The sequence below is a fragment of the Paraburkholderia sp. BL25I1N1 genome, from assembly GCF_003002025.1.
In the GTDB taxonomy this organism is placed as follows: Bacteria; Pseudomonadota; Gammaproteobacteria; order Burkholderiales; family Burkholderiaceae; genus Paraburkholderia.
In genome coordinates this window covers 1-21,130 of record NZ_PVZB01000003.1, presented here as the reverse complement: position 1 = coordinate 21,130, position 21,130 = coordinate 1, and the positions used below count along the sequence as shown (strand labels likewise).

Annotated in this window: 22 protein-coding genes; 13 read left to right on the top strand and 9 right to left on the bottom strand. The window is 60.3% G+C overall.

The genetic code is table 11. The features are described 5' to 3' along the window. Nucleotides 1–14: 14 nt before the first annotated feature. Nucleotides 15–773, bottom strand: a complete 759-nt coding sequence (locus B0G73_RS04910; protein ID WP_106278463.1) for an SDR family oxidoreductase — start codon at nucleotides 771–773, stop codon at nucleotides 15–17. A 313-nt stretch (nucleotides 774–1,086) separates the two neighbouring features. On the opposite strand from B0G73_RS04910, the gene B0G73_RS04905 reads away from it, so the two are divergent. Continuing rightward, nucleotides 1,087–2,049, top strand: a complete 963-nt coding sequence (locus B0G73_RS04905) for a D-glycerate dehydrogenase (RefSeq protein WP_106278461.1) — start codon at nucleotides 1,087–1,089, stop codon at nucleotides 2,047–2,049. 157 nt (nucleotides 2,050–2,206) lie between these two features. Here B0G73_RS04905 and B0G73_RS04900 read toward each other — a convergent pair whose 3' ends face one another. Beyond that, the gene (locus tag B0G73_RS04900; RefSeq protein WP_106278459.1) at nucleotides 2,207–2,680 is read right to left on the bottom strand and encodes a PRC-barrel domain-containing protein; all 474 of its coding nucleotides are present in this window, start codon (nucleotides 2,678–2,680) and stop codon (nucleotides 2,207–2,209) included. A gap of 637 nt (nucleotides 2,681–3,317) precedes the next feature. On the opposite strand from B0G73_RS04900, the gene B0G73_RS04885 reads away from it, so the two are divergent. Next, complete coding sequence (locus tag B0G73_RS04885) at nucleotides 3,318–3,827, top strand: hypothetical protein (protein WP_106278455.1); 510 nt, start codon at nucleotides 3,318–3,320, stop codon at nucleotides 3,825–3,827. A gap of 27 nt (nucleotides 3,828–3,854) precedes the next feature. On the opposite strand, the gene B0G73_RS04880 is transcribed toward B0G73_RS04885, so the two are convergent. The 3 genes from B0G73_RS04880 to phaP all read right to left on the bottom strand — a co-directional run bounded on the left by B0G73_RS04880 (nucleotide 3,855) and on the right by phaP (nucleotide 6,416). Then, nucleotides 3,855–4,181 carry an H-NS family nucleoid-associated regulatory protein gene (locus B0G73_RS04880; protein ID WP_106278453.1) on the bottom strand — a complete coding sequence of 109 codons (327 nt, stop codon included), beginning with the start codon at nucleotides 4,179–4,181 and terminating at the stop codon, nucleotides 3,855–3,857. A gap of 1,047 nt (nucleotides 4,182–5,228) precedes the next feature. Beyond that, complete coding sequence (locus B0G73_RS04870; RefSeq protein ID WP_106278450.1) at nucleotides 5,229–5,750, bottom strand: hypothetical protein; 522 nt, start codon at nucleotides 5,748–5,750, stop codon at nucleotides 5,229–5,231. A gap of 171 nt (nucleotides 5,751–5,921) precedes the next feature. Then, on the bottom strand, nucleotides 5,922–6,416 hold the full coding sequence (gene phaP / locus B0G73_RS04865; protein WP_106278449.1) for a TIGR01841 family phasin: 495 nt from the start codon (nucleotides 6,414–6,416) through the stop codon (nucleotides 5,922–5,924). Nucleotides 6,417–6,831: 415 nt separating this feature from the next. Between phaP and B0G73_RS04860 the strand changes: the two genes are divergently transcribed. Further along, nucleotides 6,832–7,320, top strand: coding sequence for an NUDIX domain-containing protein (locus B0G73_RS04860; protein ID WP_106278447.1), 489 nt, complete (start codon nucleotides 6,832–6,834; stop codon nucleotides 7,318–7,320). Between the two features lie 135 nt (nucleotides 7,321–7,455). Here the strand turns inward: B0G73_RS04860 and B0G73_RS04855 are convergent, their stop codons facing one another. Further along, the gene (locus B0G73_RS04855; RefSeq protein WP_106278445.1) at nucleotides 7,456–8,748 is read right to left on the bottom strand and encodes an NRAMP family divalent metal transporter; all 1,293 of its coding nucleotides are present in this window, start codon (nucleotides 8,746–8,748) and stop codon (nucleotides 7,456–7,458) included. Between the two features lie 403 nt (nucleotides 8,749–9,151). Here B0G73_RS04855 and B0G73_RS04850 point away from each other — a divergent pair, with 403 nt between their 5' ends. Together B0G73_RS04850 and B0G73_RS04845 are read left to right on the top strand one after the other, a co-directional pair. Then, nucleotides 9,152–9,958, top strand: coding sequence for a transglutaminase family protein (locus B0G73_RS04850; RefSeq protein ID WP_106278443.1), 807 nt, complete (start codon nucleotides 9,152–9,154; stop codon nucleotides 9,956–9,958). Between the two features lie 440 nt (nucleotides 9,959–10,398). Then, a complete protein-coding gene (locus B0G73_RS04845) occupies nucleotides 10,399–10,935 on the top strand; it encodes a hemerythrin domain-containing protein (protein ID WP_106279127.1) in 537 nt (178 codons plus the stop codon). Between the two features lie 166 nt (nucleotides 10,936–11,101). Here the strand turns inward: B0G73_RS04845 and B0G73_RS04840 are convergent, their stop codons facing one another. Together B0G73_RS04840 and B0G73_RS04835 are read right to left on the bottom strand one after the other, a co-directional pair. Continuing rightward, nucleotides 11,102–11,611 (bottom strand): phasin family protein, encoded by a 510-nt coding sequence (locus B0G73_RS04840; RefSeq protein WP_106278441.1) that lies wholly within the window; start codon nucleotides 11,609–11,611, stop codon nucleotides 11,102–11,104. Between the two features lie 105 nt (nucleotides 11,612–11,716). Beyond that, nucleotides 11,717–11,992: a hypothetical protein gene (locus tag B0G73_RS04835; RefSeq protein ID WP_106279125.1), complete on the bottom strand. Its 276-nt coding sequence runs from the start codon at nucleotides 11,990–11,992 to the stop codon at nucleotides 11,717–11,719. A 307-nt stretch (nucleotides 11,993–12,299) separates the two neighbouring features. On the opposite strand from B0G73_RS04835, the gene B0G73_RS04830 reads away from it, so the two are divergent. The 6 genes from B0G73_RS04830 to B0G73_RS04805 all read left to right on the top strand — a co-directional run bounded on the left by B0G73_RS04830 (nucleotide 12,300) and on the right by B0G73_RS04805 (nucleotide 19,037). After that, nucleotides 12,300–13,166, top strand: coding sequence for an SDR family oxidoreductase (locus B0G73_RS04830; protein ID WP_106278439.1), 867 nt, complete (start codon nucleotides 12,300–12,302; stop codon nucleotides 13,164–13,166). A 298-nt stretch (nucleotides 13,167–13,464) separates the two neighbouring features. Further along, complete coding sequence (gene coxB, locus B0G73_RS04825) at nucleotides 13,465–14,505, top strand: cytochrome c oxidase subunit II (protein ID WP_106278437.1); 1,041 nt, start codon at nucleotides 13,465–13,467, stop codon at nucleotides 14,503–14,505. A 33-nt stretch (nucleotides 14,506–14,538) separates the two neighbouring features. After that, on the top strand, nucleotides 14,539–16,566 hold the full coding sequence (ctaD, locus tag B0G73_RS04820) for a cytochrome c oxidase subunit I (RefSeq protein ID WP_106278435.1): 2,028 nt from the start codon (nucleotides 14,539–14,541) through the stop codon (nucleotides 16,564–16,566). Between the two features lies 1 nt (nucleotide 16,567). Further along, nucleotides 16,568–17,212, top strand: a complete 645-nt coding sequence (locus B0G73_RS04815; RefSeq protein ID WP_106278433.1) for a cytochrome c oxidase subunit 3 — start codon at nucleotides 16,568–16,570, stop codon at nucleotides 17,210–17,212. After that, a complete protein-coding gene (locus tag B0G73_RS04810; protein ID WP_106278431.1) occupies nucleotides 17,197–17,640 on the top strand; it encodes a hypothetical protein in 444 nt (147 codons plus the stop codon). Before B0G73_RS04815 ends, B0G73_RS04810 begins: the two co-directional genes overlap by 16 nt. Nucleotides 17,641–17,738: 98 nt before the next feature. Further along, nucleotides 17,739–19,037: a cytochrome c gene (locus tag B0G73_RS04805; protein ID WP_106279124.1), complete on the top strand. Its 1,299-nt coding sequence runs from the start codon at nucleotides 17,739–17,741 to the stop codon at nucleotides 19,035–19,037. 78 nt (nucleotides 19,038–19,115) lie between these two features. Here B0G73_RS04805 and B0G73_RS04800 read toward each other — a convergent pair whose 3' ends face one another. Beyond that, nucleotides 19,116–19,394 (bottom strand): hypothetical protein, encoded by a 279-nt coding sequence (locus B0G73_RS04800; protein ID WP_258193205.1) that lies wholly within the window; start codon nucleotides 19,392–19,394, stop codon nucleotides 19,116–19,118. On the opposite strand from B0G73_RS04800, the gene B0G73_RS41085 reads away from it, so the two are divergent. Both B0G73_RS41085 and B0G73_RS04795 read left to right on the top strand, forming a co-directional pair. Further along, nucleotides 19,323–19,559: a hypothetical protein gene (locus tag B0G73_RS41085; protein ID WP_258193211.1), complete on the top strand. Its 237-nt coding sequence runs from the start codon at nucleotides 19,323–19,325 to the stop codon at nucleotides 19,557–19,559. The genes B0G73_RS04800 and B0G73_RS41085 overlap by 72 nt on opposite strands. Before the next feature lie 99 nt (nucleotides 19,560–19,658). Then, entirely contained in the window at nucleotides 19,659–20,813 is a 1,155-nt protein-coding gene (locus tag B0G73_RS04795; RefSeq protein WP_106278429.1) for a low temperature requirement protein A, read from the top strand. The last annotated feature ends 317 nt before the right edge of the window (nucleotides 20,814–21,130 follow it).

The window sequence follows — 21,130 nt, the reverse complement described above, 5'->3', positions numbered from 1 at the left end:
GGCGTGAGGGCGGTTTATCCGCGGCCGACGAACGGCATCGCGCTCGCCATGATCGTCATGTTGAGAACATTGGCTTCGAGCGGAAGGCCGGCCATATGCACGACGGCGTTCGCGACGTGCGTCACATCCATTCTTGCTTCAGGCGCCATGCGTCCGTCCGCTTGCAGTACGCCGCGGTTCATGCGTTCCGTGAGCGATGTGGCCGCATTACCGATATCGATCTGGCCGCAGGCGATGTTGAACGCACGTCCGTCCAGCGCGACCGAGCGGGTGATTCCGGTGACGGCATGTTTTGTCGCCGTATAGGCGATGGTATGCGGCCTCGGCGAGTGAGCGGAGATCGATCCGTTGTTGATGATTCGTCCGCCCTGAGGAGACTGCGCTTTCATCAAGCGATAAGCGGCCCGAGCGCACAGAAAGACGCCGGTCAGATTGGTGGCCACGACATCGTTCCAGAAATCGGCATCGTAGTCTTCCAGCGGCACGGCGCCCGCGTTGCGGCCTGCGTTGTTGAAGAGCACGTCGAGCCGGCCGAAGGTCTCGGCTATGCGCGAAAACGCGTGCTCGACCGATGCCGCGTCGGCAACGTCGGCCTGGAATACCTGCGCTTCTCCACCGCCCATGCCGATGGTTTCCTTCGTTTCCAGCAGCGGTTCGGCTCTGCGCCCGATCAGCGCAACGGCGAATCCCGCATTGGCGAGCGCCACGGCGGCGGCGCGGCCGATGCCGGAGCCGGCGCCGGTCACAGCGGCAAATTTCTTCGATGCAGGCATTTCACTTCCTCTCGACAGTTCGGTTGAACACGGGAAGCAGAGTTGCATTCGCACTATCCGTCGAGCAATCTTGATTCATTGAATCAACATCTGGGCGCCTTGCCGATGGGGCGCGCACCAGGGTTTTCCTGATGCGCGTGTTGCCGGCAGCACGCGGGTTCGGGCAGGGAATAAAACGAATCGCAACGTGCAGAGTGCGCTGCGAACGAATAAACGGGTGAATCGTTTTCGATAGTTGATTCATCGAATCAACATTGACGGTCCCGTCCGCGGTTTCGTAGTCTCTCGACGTCTGCCTACCCAAGGAAACATCATGTCGGAAAATAACCGCACCAGGCTGTTGATTGCGCGAAAGGTGCCCACAGCCGTGGCGAATCGCGCGAAGACCGAATTCCATGCCTTCGTGACCGAGTCCGATATGGACGCGTGGTCTGTCGTCGACTTTTGCAAAAAGCACGAAACGCCGGCCGTATTGATCGGGAAGAAGTCCGGTTTGCAGGCAGAGCACATTGCCGCGCTGCCTTCGACCGTGAAGATCATTGCGAATGCCAGCGCCGGTTTCGATCATATGGACGTGGCGGCCGCCCGCGAGAAGGAAATCGTCGTCACGAACGCACCCGATGCGCTGACCGAATGCACGGCCGATTTTTCCCTGCTGCTCGTGTTGGCGGCCTGCCGACGCGCGTCGGAATACGAACGGATCATGCGCAACGGCTGGGGCAAATCATTCGGGATGACCGAGATGCTGGGTATGCGCGTGAATGGCAAGACGCTCGGCATTGTCGGATTCGGGCGTATCGGACGCGCGGTCGCGAAGCGTGCTCAGGGGTTCGGCATGCGCGTGATCTACACGGACATCAACCGTGCAGCTGCGTCGCTGGAAAATGGCGCGACGTTCTACAGCAGTCTCGACGACATGCTGCCGCACTGCAACGTGCTGACGCTGCACGTGCCGGGCGGAGGCGCCCCGTTGATGACGAAAAAAGAATTTGCGCTCCTGCCGACCGGCGCGGTTTTTGTCAACGCGGCGCGTGGTGCGCTGGTGGACGAAGACGCGCTCTACGAAGCGCTGACTTCGGGGCATCTATTCGGCGCTGGGCTGGACGTGTACCGGAATGAGCCCACGGTCGATAAGCGGTTCGCCGGACTCGACAATGTGTTCCTGACGCCTCACATGGCGAGCGCCACGATGGAGACTCGAGATCAGATGGGTTTCACGGCGCTGGACAATGTTGCCGCCGTGCTGGACGAGCGGCCTGCCTTGAATCCGGTCTGACGTTCGCTTCCTCGAATATCTGTCAGGCCTGCTCCATTCGAATACGGCTTATGCATCGTTTGATGTGCTTGCGCCCACCGCAATGAGGCGCGGTGGGCGCAAGCACTGAAGCGACAGACTAGCCGTCCGCCTGGTACGGCTTACCTGTTGGTGTTATTTAGTGTTCGCTCGGTCTGATGGCAGGGTCGCCTTCCACCACGTCATGGGTCGCTGCCCAGTACGGCTGGCGGTTGTAGTAGCTGTAAGTCGACTCTCCCCACTTCGCGTCTGCCATGGTCGGCCAGTGGTCTTTGTCGAAACCCGGGTCGTCTTTCAGACGCTGTGCGGTAATGTCGACGAAGAAGCACTTCTGGTCCGTGTCGAGCGTCAACGCACTCCATGGGATGGCGTGCAGGGTGGAACCCATTCCGAGAAAGCCGCCCTCGGAAAGTACCGCGTAGGCGATACGTCCGTTCCTGACGTCCAGCATGATGTCCGAAATTTTCCCGACGTGTTCGCCGTCAGAGGACATGACCTTGTTCCCGTCGAGCGTTGCCGCAGCCATAATGTCCGGCCCCGGTCCTTCGCCGATACCACCACCGACTATTTCCGCTCCGCGGCCGGTGTCACCTTGCGGGTTGATTGAGCCCATGATTTACCTCCTTCGAAAAAAGGTAATCCATTGGCGCGCAAGCGGCGTTCCTGAGTGGAGCAGGTTGGTGTCAGGTCTTTGAGTCGACCCAAATACGGCCCCAGACAGTGGCGTAATGGATTGCCTGCTCGTGGTCGTAGAACAGGTCCAACGAGGCGAAAGCTTGCGGCGGCCGTCCTGGCTGTTCGATAACCAAGTCGGCGGAATGCAGACCATCGCCGGTCGGCGTCGTACTTGCGCGGAGACCATACCCGCGATGAAAGCTGATTCTGGTGGCCGGTGTGTTCGGCAGAATTTGCATTTGAATTTTTGGGGGTAGCGACACCCTGCTCTCTCAGTGGCGCGATTGTCCCGTCAATATGTGAAGGCTCGATGACGAGAATTCGATTGCCGCTGAAAGCAATTTGTACGACAAAATGCCGGTGCATGTAAGCCGAGCTGCTATGTCGGGCAGCCGAGGAAATCCCACCTCTGTTCGGCATGCGGGTTGCTCTTTGGCCTGAGCGGTGTTCGACCGGGCGCACGATGAACGCCGTTTTCAAGCCACATCGACGTGCCGCTGCGAGGTCGCCGTTGGAGTAAGCTAACTGTATTAGAGGCGCGCCATGCCGCGCCGTATCAGACTGTGGAGCACGCCATGAAAACGCTGGCCGCAACGTCGCGCACGGGCCGCGTCGTTGCGTTGGTGGTCTCGTCCGCCGCTTTGTCCGGTTGCTACTACTACGTGCCCTACGGCTACGTTCCCTATGGCGGTGTGCCGACGGTCGCCGGGCAGCAATATCCTTTCTCGACGGCCGGCACAGCGGCAGATGGTGCGGTTGCGTCAGATGCGACGGTGGCCACGAACAGCTATATCGCACCGGCCGTGCCCGTCTACGTTGCGCCTGCGTATTACCCGGTTGCGTATCCCTATTACGGCTCGCCCGCGTGGTGGGGCCCCTCAGTGTCACTGAGTTTCGGCTATTGGGGCGGCTGCTGTTATGGAGGCGGCCGATACGGCTACTGGGGTCACCACGGCTACTGGGGGCACGGACATCCGGGCGGTTGGGGCGGTCACGGCGGCTGGGGTGGCAACGGATATCCGGGCCACGGTATGGGTGGCGGCCACTACTATGGCGGTGGCGGAGGCCACGGTCGTTCGCATTGAACGCCCGGAGCGACGCACCCTGTCAGATCAACACGCCCGAACTGTCGCGAGGCGTGTGCCCGCGAACGGGTCACGACTCCAGTCGATGGCAGGCCGTTGACGACTAGCCGATGTCGACGGTTTGTCGATCGCAAAGTGCGCCAGTGATTGCCCAGCGCTCGTGGCTTGCTTAAGCCACTGCGGCATGTCCCCCTTGCCGTCCCAGGTGTCGCCGAAAGCACTGCGATATCGCGCCGACTTTTGACGCGCCCTGTCTTCGGCGATTGCCGCCTTGAGGTCGCCCACCTTGATGCCCACGGTGGTCATTTTGCGGCGCAGATAAGCGATCATGCTGAGGCGTTTTTGCTCGTCCATGTCGGTTTCCCCTTCGAAGTTCCAGCCTCGTAGCGGGCTCGTGTCGTCTTGCCTTGCCGACACGTCCCGTCACCACACAATTCGGATGTGGGAAGTATCGTGTCGACGAAAGTCGGTGTCGATGTGCGATTTCTGAAAACACTGTTGCAGGCAGAGTGCAAAAAACTTTTGCGCCCCTTGATGACAGATCCGATCTCGACACGCCACGGAAAATCGCTGCCGTGTTGTGTGGAGGTATCGGGTCAAAAAACATTCGCTTTCGTTTCGACTTTCCGCGCCCTATAACGTATTTGCAGGGGCGACTATTGCGTGTCGATGGGTCCATGAAATCGATCGGCATTGCCTGTTCGCACGCCATCTCGCGTCCACGACCTTCGCTTGGCGCACTGCGCTTCGCTTCTTCCCAATTGCCTGAAACTTTGGCCTCGGGCGATTGGCCCACGGATTCGAAGACGTCTTCGCATCCGTACATCCGTATAGATTTGAACCGCGCGACACGCGAATAACCAATCACATGGATGGAACTCAATCTAGCTTAAGGAGCCGACATGAAATTACGATCGATGGGTGCTGCTTTCGGATTGTTTATTGTGGCGGGGTTGGCGTATGCGCAAAGCACGCCCGATGCTGCACAACCCGCCCCCCAGCAAAGCGCCGCAACTCAGGCTGATTCTTCGCCGAGTAGAGGGATGGAGGCTTACGGCGGCACGCCGGATACCCGTATGCAAAGCGGCGCGAGACATGCCAGGTCGTGCAGGGTGGACCCGCAATGCAACGTTTTTTTCGGGGGCAGCTAAAACTAGCCGGCGGCGCGCGAGTCGGCAGCAGACGGTCCTGTTTGCTCGCGTCGGAAAAGGGACCGGCACCCCTTGGGCGGGCTGGCCGGCTCCCCTTTCATCCGTTGAGGTCCGCGCGCGTCCTGATATGAAAGGTATTTGGATAGGCGAAGCGTCCGCCGGCCTCAGGAGCCGGCGGAAAACGCTTTGCGCTCCGAGTTTGATTGCTCGGGAATCTTGATCTCGAGGTTGGGGCCAGCAGCGGCACGCGTCAGGACGTCGACCGTGGTTCGGGCCAAGGCCAACCTCTCTTCTCATCGCGCGCATTGACTTCCGTGGCCGGCACGACCTTAGCCGGTGCGTCGACCGGACCCACCTCATTGGAGACATCGCGCGATGGTTCAGCCGGAGCGGCTTTTCGATGATTCGAAAGTCCGGTGCCGAACCACTTCACTTTCTTCCGGAGGTAGCCAACATACGCATTCCAGCCGTCGGGATTTCCATCAAACAGGTTCCGCTGAACGGCCGACGCAAGAGCGCCCCGGTCGAGTTCCGCTTCAAGCAACTCACTCGGCCACAAGAAAAATGAGCGGCCGGCGCGTGTGCTGAATTCGGCCACCGTCATTGTCGGCGTCAAGGCTTTGAGGAACGCGAAGTCCTGCAATGAAGCATGTTTCTGCACAAGATGCGCCACCGCGGCGCCCGGTTCGTTCGCGTCGTTTAAACAGTTCAACGCGGCGAGAATGTCGCCCAGGTGAAGCAGCAGTTCTCGTCGATCAAATCGATCGTCCATCGCAGAGTGTCCGGTCATTTCGTCCTTGGCTGAAGTACGCTGTCTCGTGGCGCTGTTCTGAAGCAACCCTACGCAGCATTAGTCGCGTCTGGATACATCCGGTTCAGAAAAAAGAAATGCGAACCGAAGTTCGCATTGGTAGACGCAAAAAGTCTGGAAAGACGCAGGGTCTTAGTGAACGGCGGACACGCTCGACACGAACTGCTTGGCGGCCTTGTTAGCCGATTCATACGTTGCATTCGCCGCAGAGAGAACCGAGTTCCACGCGGCAACAGCGGATTCGCTTCCCGCCGGCGTGTTCTTCTGGAGGCTCTCCACGAAACCTTGCGCGTCCCGTTGGAACTGCTGGCCTTGCGCGGTCGCTGCGGCGGAGATTTCGCTCTGAACGCCGGACACGATTTCATGAACTTGGCGGCCGTATGCCACCACCTTTTCCGCCACAGGCTGGGAGAGGCTTGCTTGCAGCGCGAACAGTGCGCCCGGGTTGCCCGCGGAGAGTGCTTTGGTGACGATTTCCTGGTTTTCGGCGAGGACCGCTTTGCCAACTTGCAAATTCAACGCGACCAGCTGCTCGAAACCTGCAAATGCTTTGTTCGTCAGGCCGAAAAGCGCCTCAAGGCTGGACTGTTGGGCGGCAACCAATTGTTGGGGAATAAGCGTGCTCATCACTGCTCCGTAAAGGTAAGGCGGCAAGAGTGCGAGGGGCTCTGAATGAAAACAAAACCGCGCGCCAAGAGGGGAAACGTAAATTGCTGCGCTGCAACAAAACCCATTGTACGGGGGAATATTGGGATGTCAATCGGTTTCGTCGTGCGGTCGAAGAATTTCTTTGCGGCTGCCAGTGCACCTCTCGCAAGACGACGCCAGCCGGGCCTGATGACGTAGGCTCCGTTGAATCTATTCGCCGCTACGCTGTCTGGACAGAGGTCACGGCCCAAGCTCGACGGACTGCGACGATGAGTGCTCGGGTGGCTAAACTACGCTTTCCCGGCAGTGCTGTGACGGACGCCGAATGATTGAGGCCGCGCTCGCGCATCGCCCCGGGACACCCTCTTGATATGAAAAACAAAGGAGAGAATGCATGCCGAGCGTTGAACGAGCACGATCAGCTACGCTTATCGACTCTATCTGGCGCATGGTGCTTCGCGTCGGATTCCAGCTCGCTCGCGTCTGGTGGCACGTTCGGCGGCCTCGTCACGAAGGCGCGCTCGTAGCAATCTACGTCGGGCGCTCGCTGTTGCTCGTTAAATCGTCGTACCGGGCCGAGTGGAATTTTCCCGGCGGAAGCGTGCGGCCCGGTGAGGCTCCTGATGCGGCAGCGCGGCGCGAAATGGAAGAGGAGATTGGCCTGTCGTCTGGCACATTAGTCGCCGCGGGCAGTGTTTGCGGCGTTTGGGACGGGCGAAAAGACCAGGTGCATTTCTTTGAACTGCACCTCGATCGCATGCCGGAGCTGCGGCTTGATAATCGTGAAATTGTCGCCGCGCATCTGGCATCGCCAGAGGAACTGCACGGGATCGCGCTGACGAAGGCGGTCACTGCGTATCTCGGCAAGAATGTCCGCCGTTAGTCGGTCCTTTTCCTGTTGGGTCATCTCGACGGTTCCAGGTGACGGGCAATAGTCGGCCGGTCACGCCAGATCTTGTCCTTGGCTGCAGGCGATCAAACGACACCTGCCTCGCTCGGCTGAAGCCGGTTTGCGGCCTCAGCCTAGCCACTTGCATGCGAATTCAGCGACCAGTGCCGCGCCTGCAAATACCGTGGCAAGCCAGCACAACGCGCGCAAAGTCCAGTGCGCGCTGAGATCGCCCACTGCCGAGCGTTTCATGCTCAGCAGCACAAGCATCACCATGACAGGTGTAGCTGTAGAGCCGTTGAGCACGGCGCTCCAGTAAAGCACCCGCACAGGCTCGACCGGCACGAGCGTCAGTGCCACGCCAATCAGGACGCCGAGCGCCATCACGACAAGCAGCGCCCGTGCAACCGGCCGGTTGCGTTGCCTGCCGGCGCGCCGGTCCCGCGCACTCACCGCGGCGTTGGCCGCGGACCCGGCGAGGGGTGGCAGCGCGAGCAGCCCGGTACCGATGAACGCCAGCCCGAGCACGTGCGTCGCATATCCACCAGCTAGTGGCCGCAGTACGCTCGCGGCATCCTGGACGTCGACAAGACCGTGGCCGCTCATGTGAAGTGTCAACGCGGCCGCTGCCATGATGAATAAGCCAATGGCGTTCGAGAGGATCGTTCTGATGAGCGTGTCGCCGCGCAATTGCTTCAACTGAAGGTCGCTCCCTGCGCGGTCCGCGACGCCCGCTTTAGGGGAGTGTTCTTCGATCTGCTGTTCGGCTTGGGCGAACAGCAGATACGGGCTGATTGTCGTACCCAGCACCGCCAAGAGCATTGTGAAGTAGTCGACGCTCCATGTGATTCGCGGCACGACCGCGTGTAGAGCGAGCGTTGTCCATGACGGATGGCTTGTCAGCGTAACGCCGACGTATGCAAACAGGCACGCTGCTAGCCACTTGAGAATCCGCGCATAGCGCGCGTAGGGCACGAACCACTGGAGCGCAATCGACAGCATGCCGAAGACCGCGGCGAATAGCGGTACTGAACCGTGCCACAGGAATTGCGCGCCGACCCCCATCGCGACGACGTCAGCCGCGATATTGAGAATGTTGGCAACGAGAAAGCGCGTCACGGCGAGATAGAACAGGAGCCGCGAATAATGCTCGCGCATGTTCAGCGTCAGCCCTTTACCCGTTTGCGCGGCGATTCGTGCCGCGACAAGCTGGAACGCCACCATCGATGGATACGACAGGGCACACATCCACAGCATGTCGTAACCGAATTGCGCCCCAGCTAGCGAATACGTCACCACACCGCTCGGGTCATTGTCTGTGGCGGTTGAAACCAGTCCCGGGCCGACATGGGTGGCCCACGAATGCGCAGGCAACTCGTCGCGCGCATTCACACCTCGTTCATGTTCGCCGACTGCAGACATGGTTCTCCTTGCGCCGCCGCTGGCAGAAACCTGGCCGTCTCGCGCGACCGGCTTACCTTCGCTGACGCTTATCTTCGATTGTTGCCGGGATGCCATTCAGGCGGCCGCATTCGTGCTGTTCGTTAAGTCAGGTGATTGCCGCTAGTCGCGCCATACGCCTCGGCTGTTATCGAACCTCGACTCTTGCGGCGCCAGCAGCATTTTGCTTCGACGCACTTTTTGTGCCGCACTTGTTGTCGTGCCATGCCGGCATTTCTCCGAAGAGCAAACGCCAATTGATCGTGTCCGAGCGGTTTTCCCCGCGCATAAGGACAGTGTCCCGCAGGATCGACCCCGCGCTGGGAACGAGCGTTGCTTCTTTTCTAGTTGCCGCCTTATTCACAGCGCCGCCAAAGGTAATCGAATGAAACTTCGCGTGGGTTACGAGTTGGTGTACGAGTGCGCGCAATCGACGCCGATGCTTCTGATGCTGAATACGCACAGCTCCCGCGCTCCAGACATGGTCGTTCCGGATCACGTCATTACGCATCCCTGGGTTTCGCTTCGGCAGTATCACGACTCGTTCGGCAACCTTTGCACGCGTCTTACCGCCCCGCCCGGGGTGCTCACGCTATCGGCGCGCGGCGTATTCGAGGTGCCGCCGCATCACGAGCTAATCGGGTCCAACAACTATCAGAACGCAGTTGAAGAGTTACCCGACGAATGCTTGATGTTTCTGCTCGGCAGCCGTTACTGTGAGACTGATTTGCTTTCGGAGGTTGCGTGGCAAATGTTCGGCCACACGCCGCTCGGCGGAACTCGCGTCCAGGCGATTTGCGACTTCGTACACAGCCATATCCGCTTCGACTACAACTGCGCGCGGCCCACCAAAACAGCATGGCAAACGTGGCAGGACGGTGTCGGCGTCTGCCGCGACTACGCGCATCTGGCGGTCGCGCTGTGCCGTGCGATGAACATTCCTGCGCGCTATTGCACCGGCTACATCAGCGATGTGGGTCTTCCGCCTCCCTATCCACCCATGGACTTCTGCGCCTGGTTTGAGGCGTATCTGGGAAACAGCTGGGAAACCTTCGATCCGCGGAATAATGCGCCGCGCACGGGGCGCATCCTGATGGCACGCGGCAGGGATGCCGCCGATGTCGCGATCAGCAATACGTTCGGACCGACGTCGCTTATCCGATTTATGGTCGTTTGCGAGCCAGATGGATGAGCGCTGAGCGGTCGTTGCCGGTATGGTCGCCGACGGTTTATATCCCGGCCGATGATCAAAAGATGAAGGCGCGTCGTCGTCGATCTCTGGTGGGTTGAACAGAGCAGGGAGCGGGAATGGTCGTTGCGGGCGCATTCGCGAACGCATTCGTTCAAGTCTTCAGGAAATGACAAAAGTGGAATTCGCGGCAGTCTGTGACAAGCCTGCGGAATTAGGTCGGCCCGAAAACCTGATTTTATGAATTGATCGGGCGAGAGCCGGCCGAAGCCTTTCCGCTCGCCACACCTCCGTCGCCCGGCGCCTGACCGAATCTTGAGCATCATGTCACCTCCCACGTCGCGTTAAGTCCCACGCTGTGTAGGCACGCGGGTTGCGAGAGATCGTGCTCAACCGCTGCAACCAGCCGCGTTGCAGTCAACCCTATGGCCGAGGAGATCGACATGGAAACCACGAAACAGGACAAAACAGAAACGGGCTCGGGCGCGATCGACGCACTGGCCTTTCTCGAGGCCGAACATCGCGCTGTGGAAAAACTCTTCAACGCATTCGAGAAAGCGGCCGACGACGATCTTGAAGCAAAGTCGGCGCTCGCGCAGCGTGCCTGCGAAGAGCTTTCCATTCACACGATGCTCGAAGAGGAACTGCTTTATCCGGCCGCACAGGAAGCGTTACCTGACAGCGACGCGATAGACGTCGAAGAAGCGTATGTCGAACATTTCCTCGTCAAGAGCTTGATCGCCAAATTTGAAACCATGAAGGCCGGCGACAAGGGCTTTGATGCGACCTTCAAAGTGATGAGCGAGATGGTGGGCCACCACGTCGAGGAAGAAGAGGAGGAACTCTTTCCGGAACTGCGCAAAACTAGCTGCAATCTCCGCGCACTGGGTGAAAAAATGGCCAAGCGTAAGGCGGAGTTGCAGAGCAAGCTGGATGCGGCAGGTAGCAGGCTGGTCGGCGACAGGTCACTTACTGCCTAAATCCGGATGCGCGATAGCCGGCGCATGCGAGCCACGCTTCGGGACGATGCCCATGGCGCGACGGGCGCTGCGCTATCAATTGCCGATACTTCAATAGAGTGAGAGTTAGTGCGGCTGCGAACGCATTGATGCGCCGCGCCGCAGCTCTATCTTCCCCGCTCTGCATCTATTCCGCTTCTACAACGCTCGTACCGGGCGAAGCATTCTTCGCGATGTTCTCGGCTAATTCCTGTGCGTCACGCTGATATCGCTGGTACTGGGACGGCGCGGATGCGGACAACGCAGTCTGAACGCCTGACATGATTTCGTAGACGTGACGGTTATATGCCGCGATTTTCTCCGCAGTGGGCTTCGCGAGGCTTGCCGATAACGCAAATAGTTCTTCGGGCCTCGAGGACAACGCCTTGGCCATCAACGCCTGGTTTTCAGCGAGCGTTGCTTTGACCACCTGCAGATTCAACGCGGTCAGCTTTTCGATGCCATCGAACGCGTTGCTCGAGAACGCGAATAGTCGTGTAATAGCGGATGTTTGTGTGTCGGCCAAACGTAGGGGGGTTAGTGTATTCACGGATGCTCCAGATAGGAAAACGACGAGTGCTTTAAATTGGATGAATTCGTGGGCGCGTACCGCGGGCAAAACAATTCCCGCGGTACAAGCAGAGGTAAATTCTGGCAAATAGGGCTCCTCGACGGAGCCCTCTTACGTCCAATCGCGGCGGCATCAAACTAGCGCGAATCAAAAAAATGAGGCGACCAAGCGCCATGCCGGGCGGTAGGTTAATCAGTTTCCGCCGGAACCGGGGTTTGTAGCCGATGCCGGCGTGGCGGCGCTGGGCTTCTTATGCATCGTCTTCTTGTTCGAGGTGGTTCCGGAAGTTGCCATGCTGTTTGTCCCGGAGGCGCCCGAAACCGTGTCAGTTGAACCGTTGGCATTGGGCTTACTCATGCCAGTTCCGCCTTGACCCGCGGCGGCCCCGCCGCCCGCGCCTTGTGCATAGGCGCTTCCTGAGATGGCTACAAACAGTGCCGAAATGAAAATACCTTTTGTGACTTTCATAAGAGTCTCCTCAAACATCTAGCAGTTGCCGGGATCGGCACAACGTCCGCGTGTCCACCCGCGCAATTCCTGTGCCGTGAGCGGGGGGCGCCGCCGCACCGCGAAATGAAAATGTCGATTTCTCCTTGCGGTAGGCGGTGGGCGTCTGCATTCACATCCGGCGTATCGCGTCCGGAGTCCGTATAGCCGCGTGTTTGACGATGGTTCGGTTCGGCGCCCCCGCGCGGGCCCGAACGTTGCTGTGAGCAAGCTAGCTGCGGCCTGCCACGGCACACCGCTTATGTCATTACTGCTTCTGGAGATTGTCATGACCGACACGCATCGTCCCACGCCACCCTTTCCCGATCAGCAGCAGGATCAGACACCCGGACAAACCGCGCCGATGAAGCCGCAACCGGATCACGGTGAACAGACGTACAAGGGTTCGGGCCGCCTTGCCGGCAAGGCGGCCATCATTACCGGTGGCGACAGCGGCATTGGCCGCGCTGTCGCCATCGCGTTCGCGCGCGAGGGCGCGGACGTGTTGATCAGCTACCTCAATGAAGACGACGATGCGCGTGAAACCGCGCGCTGGGTGGAGGAGGCTGGCCGCAAGGCGTTGCTGCTGCGCGGTGACATCACCAACCCGGCGCATTGCATGGAGATCGTCGAGCGGGCGTTTGAGGCATTCGGGCGGCTCGACGTGCTGGTCAACAATGCGGCCTATCAGATGAGCTATCCATCGCTTGAAGATATTAGCGACGAAGAATGGGACAAGACCTTCGATACCAACATCGGCGCGATGTTCAGAATTACGCGGGCCGCGTTGAAGTATATGAAGCCTGGCGCCTCGATCGTGAATACGTCGTCGATTAACGCGGATCATCCGAATCCGGGGTTGATCGCCTACGCGACTACCAAGGGCGCGATTCAGAATTTCACTGGCGGCCTGGCTCAATTGCTGGCGGAGAGGGGCATACGGGCGAACTGTGTCGCGCCGGGTCCGATCTGGACACCTTTGATTCCGTCGACCATGCCGGCCGAGAAAGTGCAGAAGTTCGGCGAACAGGTGCCGATGAAACGCCCGGGTCAGCCGGCCGAACTGGCCGCAGCCTATGTGATGCTGGCCTCCGATGAAGCCAGCTATATCTCCGGCGCAACGATCGCGGTGACGGGCGGGGCGCCGATTATCTGAGCCGGTGAAGCCGTCATAGACATTGCTCGGGGCAGGCGTTGCTTCGATCGGCTGTTTTGCACGAGCGAGCAAGCAAGCAGGGAGCTTTCGTGCGCGTCAACAGACTGCGGCGCACGTTCCTTGCAAATGGCAGACGGCGCATTCAAACCGGTTTGGAGACAGTTCGCATCGCCAACTGAAGGTGACCGCGTCGCGGCGCGCGGCCCGATATTTGCTGGTGCGTCCTTACTCCAGCGCAGCGTTTTACGCGTGGCAGTTTGAGTTCGGATCCGTCGGCGGGGGCCACGAGGAGACATGCATGCGATTGACGACGGCTGTTGCCCAACGCGTTTTTGTCGGCATTCGTTTCGTTGCTTTGACTCTGTCGGCCACGAGAGCTCATGCCAGTCCGATCGCGCCGCTCAACTATTTCCTCCACGCCGCTGGACCCGCCGCCGCGCCGACCATGCGTTTAGGCTGGGTCATGGCGGGTGTTTCAGTCACGGTGACAGCGGTCATTGCAGGCTTGCTGATCGCCGCGATCGCTCGCAAACGTCCCGCCGCCGCCAGCGATTCGCTTAACGCCGAATCCGGCGGCATGCGCTGGATTTATATCGGCACGGGCGTTTCGTCGGTGGCCTTGCTGGCGATGCTGGTCTATATCCTCATCACACTGCAGGCGGTCGCAACGCCCGCCACGCATCCTCAGTTGACCATCAGCGTGACTGCTTACGACTGGTGGTGGAAGGTCGACTACGCCGACGATCCCGATCCCGCACGCAACTTCAGCACGGCCAACGAGATCCACATTCCCGTCGGCGAACCTGTAAAGATAGCGTTGAAAAGCGCGGACGTCGTGCACGCTTTCTGGGTGCCGCGACTTGCCGGCAAAACGCAGACGATCCCCGGTCAGACGAACGAGCAATGGATCCAGGCCGATCGAGCGGGCATTTATCGCGGGCAATGCTCGCAGTTCTGCGGCGCACAGCATGCGCACATGGCGTTTGAAGTGGTCGCACAGAGTCCGGCGGATTTCAACGCATGGCGCGACGCGCAGGGAAAAACGGCGGTATCCGCGGCTGACAGCAGCGTCACGGCGGGCCGTCATCTATTCGCCGAGCGCTGCGCCGGTTGCCACACGATTCGCGGCACGGACGCGGACGGTCGGCAAGCGCCCGATCTCACGCATCTGAACTCGCGTCGTCTGATCGCGGCGGGCGTGCTGACGAATACGCCGGATCATCTGCTCGACTGGATTCAACACGCGCAGTCGATCAAACCCGAGTCGTTGATGCCGAGCATCGCGCTCAACGCCGGCGAAGCCGCGGCGCTGTCGGCCTATCTGGCCACGCTGCATTGAAACCCCGGCCAGCAATCAGAGGAGCGTCCTTTAATGTCCGATAACGCGAGGCCCGCTCTGACGCCACCCACACGGCAGGCCGCGTCTGAAGCGCTGCCGCTCGAACGCACGCCGCAATACGGCCGCGTCATGCCCGGCAGTGCCGAAGAAAAACGTCTGCACGAGATATGGGAAGCGCCGCCGGGATGGCGTGGCTGGCTCTCCACGGTCGATCACAAAACCATCGGTCTGCGCTATCTGGTGACCGCTTTCATTTTCCTGCTGATGGGCGGCATCGAAGCGCTCATCATGCGCATTCAACTGGCGCGGCCCAATGCGACGGTTCTCACGCCCGAGCAATACAACCAGCTCTTTACGATGCACGGCGTGACGATGATCTTCCTGTACGCATTGCCGGTGCTGTCCGGTTTCTCGAACTATTTGTGGCCGCTGGTGCTCGGTTCTCGCGACATGGCGTTTCCGCGCCTGAATGCGCTTTCGTACTGGGTGTTTCTGTTTGCCGGCATTTTTTTGTATGCGAGCTTTCCGACTGGTCAGGCGCCGGATGCCGGCTGGTTCAACTACGCGCCGCTCTCCGGTCTCGAGTACAGCACCGGACCGAACATCGACGTCTACGCGCTCGGCATGGTGCTGCTCGGCATCTCGACAACGGTCGGCTCGATGAACTTCGTGGTCACGCTGCTACGGATGCGCGCGCCGGGCATGTCGCTAGATCGCATGCCGGTACTGGTGTGGGGCACGCTCACGGCGTCCGGCGGGAATCTGTTGGCGGTGCCGTCGGTGAGCCTGGCGTTCTTTCTGTTGTGGCTCGACCGGCGTATCGGCACGCACTTCTTCGACGTGCTGAATGGCGGACGTCCGTTGCTATGGCAACACCTGTTCTGGATCTTCGCGCATCCCTGGGTCTATGCGGTCGTGCTGCCGGCCATGGGTATCGTCTCCGATGCGTTGCCGGTGTTTTGCCGGCGTCCTTTGGTCGGCTATGGGCCCGTCGCGCTATCGACCGTCGCGACGATGGTGATCGGTTTCGTCGTGTGGATTCACCATATGTTCGCGACCGGAATTCCGGCGCTCGCGCTATCGTTTTTCGGCGCTGCGAGCATGGTGATTGCGATTCCAAGTGCGGTCGCTACCTTTGCGTGGATCGCGACGATCTGGACGGGGCGGCCGGTGTTTCGCGTACCGTTTCTGTTTTTCGCGGGCTTCGTGTTTCTGTTCGTGGTGGGCGGTGTGTCCGGCGTGATGACTGCCGCCGTGCCGTTCGACTGGCAGCTCACCGACACGTACTTCGTCGTCGCGCATCTGCATTACGTGCTGCTCGGCATCAACGTGTTTCCCGTGATCGGCGGCATCTATTTCTGGTTTCCGAAATTCACCGGCCGGATGATGAGCGAACGGCTCGGCAAGTTCGGCTTCTGGGTGCTGTTCGCCGGCTTCAATATCGCTTTCTTCCCGATGCATATCGCAGGTCTGCTCGGTATGCCCAGGCGCATCTATACGTATCCAGCCGATATGGGCTGGAACACGGTGAATCTCGTTACATCGCTGGGGTCGTTTCTGTTCGCCGCGGGCGTGCTGATTTTCATGATCGATCTGCTCGTCAGCCTGAAGCGCGGCAAGCCGGCCGGCGACAACCCGTGGGACGCGCCGACGCTCGAATGGTCGGTGAGTTCGCCGCCACCGCCTTACAACTTCGCCGTGGTGCCGACGCTGGCGAGCCGTCATCCGTTATGGGAAGGCCGCATCGAAGAGCCGGGTGTCGCGCTTCACGCGCGCTCGCGACTGCGTGAAGGCTATCTGCTTGCGCAAGGCCGCGAGGCGCTCGGCACGACCGCGCTCGAAGCAAATCCCGACGTGATCCTGAAGATGCCCGGAGATTCATACGCGCCGTTCTGGCTTGCGGTGTTCGCGACGCTGGTATTCGCGGGACTCGCGATGAGTGCATGGACATTTGCCGGCGCGATGCTGCTGGGGTGCGCGGTGTCGATCGTCGTGTGGCTGTGGCCGGAACGTGCGTTGATCCAGCGCGAACCGGCCAGCGTTCAAGACGCGGGAGGCTAACGTGAGCGATACCGCGGACTTGAGTCAGACCGCCGCCCAGCCGGCTGAGCCCTTGCCCATCGGCAGTGCGGGCGAGCGCTCGGGCGGCTGGTGGGGCTGCGTCACGTTGATTGCGACCGAAGGCGCGTTGTTCGGCTATCTGATCTTTTCGTATCTCTATCTGGCCTCGCAGAGTACGCAGCGGTGGCCGCCGGAAGGCTTGCCCAAGCTCGGTCTCGGCATTGCAAACACGATCATTCTCCTGTCGAGCAGCGTGTTCGTCTGGTTGTGCGAGCGCTGCGTGAGGCGCAAGCGTTTGAAATGGGCCGTGGCCTCGATGACGGTGGGCGTCCTGCTCGGAATCGTATTCGTGGGCATTCAACTGCTCGAATGGCACGATCATCCATACGGCCCGACGACGCATCTGTATGGCTCGCTGTATTTCACGATCACAGGGTTCCATATGGCACACGTCGTGGTGGGCATCATCGTGTTGCTGTTCTTGCTGCTGTGGACCGCGCTAGGCTATTTCGACGAAAAACGCTGCGCGGCGCTGACCATCGGCGGCCTGTATTGGCATTTCGTGGATGTCGTGTGGTTGTTCATCTTCAGCACGCTTTATCTGGCGCCGTATCTGTTTCGGAATCTGTCATGGCCGGGAACATGAAGCCGGCGTTGCGCGCCGAACCATCTGCCGTGCCGACCCTGCCCATGCGGCGCGTGTTGGTCGGCCTGCTGGTCGCGCCGTGCGCATGGCTCGCGCAGACGGTGATCACCGAGACGCTGGCCGCGCAAAGCTGCTATCCACTCGATCAGCCATTGTCGTCGCCGGCATTGCCGTGGATGCGATCGGCGCTCGTTGTCATTAGCGTGTTATGTCTCGCGGCCGGCGCGTTCGGTGCGCTGACGGCCTGGCGAAACGTCCGTCGTTTCAGAGCGGCAAAAGAGGGCGCGCCGGGCGGCACAGGCCAAAGGCGAAGCGGACTCGACGCTTTTCTGACACGTATCGCGGTGATGTGCAGTGGGCTGTTTCTGTTCGCGTTGATTGCAACTGATATCGCATTGGCGCTCGTGTCGCCGTGCAAGTGGTGGTGACAATGCGCGCCCCTAATCCGTTTGTTTCACCAAGCCGCAAAGGGCCGCACGGGCGATGGTTTCGGCATGGCCCACGCGCTGCCGCTGCGATGCTCGCCATGACGCTCGGCGCGCTTGCCTGCGGCTACACAGCCGACTCCGCACCCGCCGATGCGACGCCGGCCGACGCCGCGCAGATCGCGCGCGGTGCGTATCTCGCGAAGGCCGCCGACTGCGCAGGCTGTCATACGGCCGCGCCGCGCGTCGTGCGGCCCGGCGCCGCGCCGATTCCGGCGACGCCGTTCGCCGGCGGTCTCGGCATGGCCTCGCCGTTCGGCACGATCAATTCGTCGAACATCACGCCGGACCCGCAGGCAGGTATCGGTCTCTATAGTTACGACGACTTCGCACGCGCGTTGCGCGACGGCGTTGCGCGAGGCGGCAAGCGGCTTTATCCGGCGATGCCGTACCCATCGTTCGCGAAGATCGACGATGACGACATGCACGCGCTCTACGCGTATTTCATGCATGGCGTGCAGCCCGTGGCCACACCCGCTCCGCCAACCCGATTGCCGTTCCCGTTCAACCAGCGCTGGGCGCTCATGTTCTGGGACTGGGCGTTCCTGCCGCGCGAGCGCTTCAAGCCGGAAGCCGGGCGCGACGCGCAATGGAATCGCGGTGCGTATCTCGTGCAATCGCTGGGTCACTGTGGCGCGTGCCACACGCCACGCGGGCCGGCTTATGAGGAACGCGGCTACACCGAAGCGAGTCCGCTGTATCTGACGGGCGGCATCAACGATCACTGGTTCGCACCGAACCTGACGGCCGACCCCGGTTCGGGCTTGGGCCGAAGCTCCGCAGCGGACATCGCCGCTTTCCTGAAGCACGGCCACGGCGGCGGCCTGGTGACGTTCGGCAGCATGGTTCAAGTGGTGGAAGACAGCACGCAGTATCTCGACGATGCCGACCTCGCGGCCATCGCCACTTATCTGAAGAGCCTGCCAGCGCGCGCTCAGAGCGGGCACTTCAACGCAAGTTCGCGCGGTGCGCTACTGAGCGCGCAGGCGCTGAAGACGGGCGATGTCGAGCGGCCCGGCGCCGGCATCTACGCAACCTATTGCGCGCGCTGCCATCAGTCGGATGGCGCGGGCGTGCCGCAAAAATATCCGCGCCTTGCGGGCAATCCGGCCGTGCTCGCTCCACAAACGACCTCGCTCGTTCGTCTGCTCGTGGAGGGCGGAGGCAGTCCGAGCACGGACGGCGGCCCTGAACCGCGCAAGATGCCGGCCTTTGCGGACAAACTGACCGATAGTGAACTCGCGCACGTTCTGACTTTCATCCGCAACACGTGGGGTAATGCGGCCGAGCCGGTCACGACCCACGATGTGTCCGCGGTGCGGCATGCCTTGCATAAATAGAGGCGGTGGAGGGCATGCATGAGGCGTGTTAGCGCGCTGGGTCGTACCAAGTCTGGCGGTGCCCGAGTAACCGTCGCCTTAACCCCGTTTCCATATTCCGCTCAGCGAACCGGACACGCAGATCTCCCGCATCCGCAATCCGATGGCCAAACCGTGAGGAAGTATCATGACAGATACCGGCGTCTCCCATGTCGTCGTCAGGTGGCCAACGGCTGTGCAGAGCGCCCAACCACCGAGAACGTCCGTCTGCCAATGGGCGTGCGATTTCATGCGAGCAATGCCATCATGGAGCGGCAAAAGCTCAAGCGCCCATACAGCAGGGTAGCGCCGTCCATAGTGGACGATGAAAGGCGTCACGAAGCTGGCCAGGAGCGTCACTTCGCCGCTCGGAAAACTTTGTCCTCCCTAAACCAGGCATTCATCGACCCCGAGGCCCTTGGCCAGGCGCATGACCTCGGCAAGTACGTCGCCCTGGCGGTAGTCGATGACCTCGTCGGCGCCCACTATTCGATCATTATGTAAGCAATCCTAGATAATCTATAAGCCGCCTCGTCCTGCCATTCTTATCGCGACACAACCCGCGGACGTGCCCCCCCGGCGCAAGCACGACAATGAGGCTATATGCACAACATAAAGTATTTCGAGTCCAATCGCCGTACCACTTGGCTCGAGGCGTTCTTCGACCTGATTTTTGCGGTGACGATCGGTGACGTAACGCATATCTTGAGCCACACGCACGAGGGTCATCTTGACCCAGTCCAGTTCTGGAAATTCGTCCTGATTTTCATACCTTTGTGGTGGATTTGGGCCAGCCACACCATATATGCCAATCGGTTCGATGCCGATGACCGGAAGCATCGGCTGGCAACCCTGTTCATCATGTTCCTGCTGATTATCATCTCAGGCCTGATCGACCGACGATTCATGGCCAGCGTTGAGGCCATCATCGTCTGCTACGCCGGTTCAAAATACATCGTCGCCTTGATGTATTTCGTGTCCAAATACCGGCATAAGGAAAGCGAGGCACTCACAACGGCAGTTGGCTGGGTAATCGTCGCCGGCACCACCATCAGCCTCGCTTCGATCCTGTTCCCGGCACCACAGCAATATGTCGTGTTTTACCTTGGAATACTGTTCGATCTGATCGTGTTCATCTTTTTTTTGCCGCGTCGTCTCCAGGTCATCCCAGTGCATACCGAGCACCTGATCGAGCGTGTGGGTCTGCTCACGATCATCATGCTGGGAGAGTCCGTTAGCAGCCTGTCCGCGGGACTGGCCAACATCAGCTGGACTGTGGAGAGGCTGCTGACGGCCGCCACCGGCTTCGTGATGATATCGGGCATCTGGTGGGTCTACTTTGACAGTTTTCACCTGCTGACCAAACAGAAGCTCACGACCGGCCATTCGGTCCTGTACTCGCACTTTTTCGTCTTCATCGGCCTGTCGATTGAAGCGAGCCTGATCCGGCACGCGACCCTGGACGACATGGTGGTATCCGATTTCCGGGCGCTGTCGGTCATCGGCGCGGTCTGCTTTTTCATTGGCAAGCAGTACGGCTATTTCATGGAGCGTCCCGAGTTGCGGCGCCAACTGGTCGTCAACACCCTGATCGTCTTCGTGTTGACCGGGTTTGCCCTGCTATTGTCCAGAACCTCTTACATCCTGCTCGGTCTTACCGCCGCGGTGATTTGTTATGCTTTCCTCAGTCTCAGATACCTGAACGTCCCGCCCCAGCGTCACGACCGTCCGCGCGACAGCGCTATCACAGGAGACTAGCCGTGAGCGACACCGCAAGTTCTCCAGCCACGATGCGCGGCTGCCGGGTGGTTCTCAGCCTGAGGTGCAACGGGTCAATAACCGGATGCAACTGATTGAGTGGATGCTCGGAGCAGGCTAGCAAAGCCTCTAGCGGGCAATGACTCATCTGGAAACGCAGCTGATCACCGATCTACCGAAGGCGCACCTTGAAGCGCTCCATTCAGCATGCGTTGAGTAATCTGCGATCGAAGCGCCTGCAACTCCCCGCTTGCCCGCATATCCCGAATGACGGCCTCCACCCGGGGCACGAGTTCGCGGTTGCGCTCATTCAGGAA

What these genes read in the sequence shown, in the direction of transcription:
- B0G73_RS04910 (WP_106278463.1), bottom strand. Translation starts at nt 773, where the DNA reads ATGCCTGCATCGAAGAAATTTGCCGCTGTGACCGGCGCCGGCTCCGGC.
- B0G73_RS04905 (WP_106278461.1), top strand. Translation starts at nt 1,087, where the DNA reads ATGTCGGAAAATAACCGCACCAGGCTGTTGATTGCGCGAAAGGTGCCC.
- B0G73_RS04900 (WP_106278459.1), bottom strand. Translation starts at nt 2,680, where the DNA reads ATGGGCTCAATCAACCCGCAAGGTGACACCGGCCGCGGAGCGGAAATA.
- B0G73_RS04885 (WP_106278455.1), top strand. Translation starts at nt 3,318, where the DNA reads ATGAAAACGCTGGCCGCAACGTCGCGCACGGGCCGCGTCGTTGCGTTG.
- B0G73_RS04880 (WP_106278453.1), bottom strand. Translation starts at nt 4,181, where the DNA reads ATGGACGAGCAAAAACGCCTCAGCATGATCGCTTATCTGCGCCGCAAA.
- B0G73_RS04870 (WP_106278450.1), bottom strand. Translation starts at nt 5,750, where the DNA reads ATGGACGATCGATTTGATCGACGAGAACTGCTGCTTCACCTGGGCGAC.
- phaP (WP_106278449.1), bottom strand. Translation starts at nt 6,416, where the DNA reads ATGAGCACGCTTATTCCCCAACAATTGGTTGCCGCCCAACAGTCCAGC.
- B0G73_RS04860 (WP_106278447.1), top strand. Translation starts at nt 6,832, where the DNA reads ATGCCGAGCGTTGAACGAGCACGATCAGCTACGCTTATCGACTCTATC.
- B0G73_RS04855 (WP_106278445.1), bottom strand. Translation starts at nt 8,748, where the DNA reads ATGTCTGCAGTCGGCGAACATGAACGAGGTGTGAATGCGCGCGACGAG.
- B0G73_RS04850 (WP_106278443.1), top strand. Translation starts at nt 9,152, where the DNA reads ATGAAACTTCGCGTGGGTTACGAGTTGGTGTACGAGTGCGCGCAATCG.
- B0G73_RS04845 (WP_106279127.1), top strand. Translation starts at nt 10,399, where the DNA reads ATGGAAACCACGAAACAGGACAAAACAGAAACGGGCTCGGGCGCGATC.
- B0G73_RS04835 (WP_106279125.1), bottom strand. Translation starts at nt 11,992, where the DNA reads ATGAAAGTCACAAAAGGTATTTTCATTTCGGCACTGTTTGTAGCCATC.
- B0G73_RS04830 (WP_106278439.1), top strand. Translation starts at nt 12,300, where the DNA reads ATGACCGACACGCATCGTCCCACGCCACCCTTTCCCGATCAGCAGCAG.
- coxB (WP_106278437.1), top strand. Translation starts at nt 13,465, where the DNA reads ATGCGATTGACGACGGCTGTTGCCCAACGCGTTTTTGTCGGCATTCGT.
- ctaD (WP_106278435.1), top strand. Translation starts at nt 14,539, where the DNA reads ATGTCCGATAACGCGAGGCCCGCTCTGACGCCACCCACACGGCAGGCC.
- B0G73_RS04810 (WP_106278431.1), top strand. Translation starts at nt 17,197, where the DNA reads ATGGCCGGGAACATGAAGCCGGCGTTGCGCGCCGAACCATCTGCCGTG.
- B0G73_RS04805 (WP_106279124.1), top strand. Translation starts at nt 17,739, where the DNA reads ATGACGCTCGGCGCGCTTGCCTGCGGCTACACAGCCGACTCCGCACCC.
- B0G73_RS41085 (WP_258193211.1), top strand. Translation starts at nt 19,323, where the DNA reads ATGGAGCGGCAAAAGCTCAAGCGCCCATACAGCAGGGTAGCGCCGTCC.
- B0G73_RS04795 (WP_106278429.1), top strand. Translation starts at nt 19,659, where the DNA reads ATGCACAACATAAAGTATTTCGAGTCCAATCGCCGTACCACTTGGCTC.